Genomic DNA, 1,966 nt, shown 5'->3' on the forward strand with positions numbered 1-1,966 from the left:
TTTTAATAAATATCGAACGATATTACGACTGACAGAATAACCCTTTTTTAATAATTCACTGACGATTTCACGCGGCTTTAGATAAGTCCACCTAATAGATGAATTCATTGGATTGCCTGCTGTATGCTGTTGAAGAATATCTAAAAAGTCTTGATCTATTCCACTGTATTCAGGGGTAGAGGTCTTTTTTTTCGACCGCCTCCAGGTTGTCTGATTCCTGTTATATCCAGTTCTAATTCGGTGAGTTCTTTTTTTCCTTGGCGGATAGTTTTTGGGTCACACTCTAATAAAGCTGAAATATAGTTAACGCCACCATGAGATAATTTTTCACTTTCAATGGCGGCATACCGTCGCTTATTTTTTTCACAAAGTGAGTCATAAAATTTCTTCATCGACTTTTCGATATTTTTTTTATAAGGAAATGACATAAGACAACCACTGAGTAATAAATTAAGATAACCTTAATTTAGGGGAGATATTTCATTATTCAAGCTTGGCTGCTTCAGGAAGTTATTTCGTGCACATTCCTTACTATAGATTTAACTTTAATGTACCTTTTAAATATTGGTCCACTAGAAACCTTAGGTGCAGCAATGATAATCACTGCCTGGTGTTATTTTCCAATTAGGCAGTGGTTATGGACTAAGAAAATTTATCCACGCACTTCACCTACTAGTGATTTTTTCCCGTTACTCACTCAGTCATACATTTCAAGTCCATCCGCCGTTCACTTTGAAAAAAGCTGGCCTGATATATTGGCTAATATTTATTTACCTTTGTCAGTACAGATACAGCAGCAGCCAGTTGAAACAATTGATCTCAGTAATCATGGTTTAACGATTATACTGCCTGCTTTAAATAAGCAGCAGCACGTTGTTTTGTCAGGTAAGGAGAAAGGAGCAAAACTATTCAACAAGCATGACGTAGAGTTTATTGAAGCAGCATTAGCATATGCAAAAAATTGCCTCATCTGGAAGAATAATCGTGAAGAAGGTGCAAAACAGGAGCGTGAACGTATAATGCGAGATCTTCACGATGATGTGGGGGCATTATTATTAACATTGATTCATAAGGCTGAATCTGAAGAAAGTGCTGTGCTGGCCAGAAATGCATTAAAGGGGGTAAGAGATTCAATTTATTCTTTGCATGATAATGATTTCATTACTTTAGAAGAAAAATTAAGTAGTTGGCGGGAGGAAATAAAGCAACGGACTGATGCTGCGCATGTGAATCTGCTCTGGGATACAGAAGCATTAAGAGATGGAACATATTTATTAAGCTCTCGGCAAGTGATTAATCTTGACCGTATTCTACGAGAATCTATTACCAATATTATGAAACATGCTGACCCTAAAACGATTTCTCTCTGTGTTTATGAGCACCATAACAAGTTACAAATAAGGATTACTGACGATGGAATTAGCATTGATCCATCTTTATGGCAAGCCAACACAGGTTTATATAACTTGCATGTCCGTGCAGGAGAAATCGGGGTGGAGTTGGACTGGATTTCTTTGGAAAGCACCTCAGGGCCTGGCAAGGGAACCAGGTTGACAATTACATTACCTAATATGAAAACAAACAAATGCACTCCATCCTAATTGTTGATGATCATAGCTATGCAAGAAACCTTATGCGTGGTATTGTGCAGAATATTTTTGAGCATGCCAAAATCGAAGAAGCTGCTTCTCTACTGAAGTTTCCCAATAATTATTTATGGTAAAATTGAAACTATGCTAGAACTATATGAAAAAAATAGTCTTTTCATTCGTTTCAAATGCTATTGCCTAAGGGGAATTAAGTAGGGGTTTGCTATAAACATGGCAAAACCACCTAAAATAAACCTCGATACACCAGCATTGTGTATTTCAGCTTCTCTATTTCAGGCAAGAAGCTTAATTGCTAAACAAGATTTTAATCTGGCCCTTGTTGATATAAGTTTACCTGATGGTTCTGGTATTGATCT

4 protein-coding genes are annotated in these 1,966 nt (G+C 36.8%); 2 read left to right on the forward strand and 2 right to left on the reverse strand.

Going from position 1 to position 1,966, the window contains the following annotated elements; all coding sequences use genetic code 11:
• Both CDZ78_RS24365 and CDZ78_RS15855 read right to left on the reverse strand, forming a co-directional pair.
• Positions 1–237: ISAzo13-like element transposase-related protein (locus CDZ78_RS24365; protein WP_444979212.1), on the reverse strand; the 237-nt coding region annotated here is incomplete at its 3' end.
• Complete coding sequence (locus CDZ78_RS15855) at positions 156–428, reverse strand: hypothetical protein (RefSeq protein ID WP_087868120.1); 273 nt, start codon at positions 426–428, stop codon at positions 156–158. The genes CDZ78_RS15855 and CDZ78_RS24365, both read right to left, overlap by 82 nt.
• A gap of 120 nt (positions 429–548) precedes the next feature.
• Here CDZ78_RS15855 and CDZ78_RS15860 point away from each other — a divergent pair, with 120 nt between their 5' ends.
• Complete coding sequence (locus CDZ78_RS15860; protein WP_087870872.1) at positions 549–1,601, forward strand: sensor histidine kinase; 1,053 nt, start codon at positions 549–551, stop codon at positions 1,599–1,601.
• Positions 1,586–1,723: a response regulator gene (locus CDZ78_RS22185; RefSeq protein ID WP_167374345.1), complete on the forward strand. Its 138-nt coding sequence runs from the start codon at positions 1,586–1,588 to the stop codon at positions 1,721–1,723. The genes CDZ78_RS15860 and CDZ78_RS22185 overlap by 16 nt, the downstream gene beginning before the upstream one ends.
• Positions 1,724–1,966: the final 243 nt, after the last annotated feature.

The organism is Bathymodiolus platifrons methanotrophic gill symbiont, from assembly GCF_002189065.1.
GTDB lineage: Bacteria > Pseudomonadota > Gammaproteobacteria > Methylococcales > Methylomonadaceae > Methyloprofundus.

Coding starts and splice junctions, on each gene's coding strand:
- CDZ78_RS15855 (WP_087868120.1), bottom strand. CDS start 428: ATGTCATTTCCTTATAAAAAAAATATCGAAAAGTCGATGAAGAAATTT.
- CDZ78_RS22185 (WP_167374345.1), top strand. CDS start 1,586: ATGCACTCCATCCTAATTGTTGATGATCATAGCTATGCAAGAAACCTT.
- CDZ78_RS15860 (WP_087870872.1), top strand. CDS start 549: ATGTACCTTTTAAATATTGGTCCACTAGAAACCTTAGGTGCAGCAATG.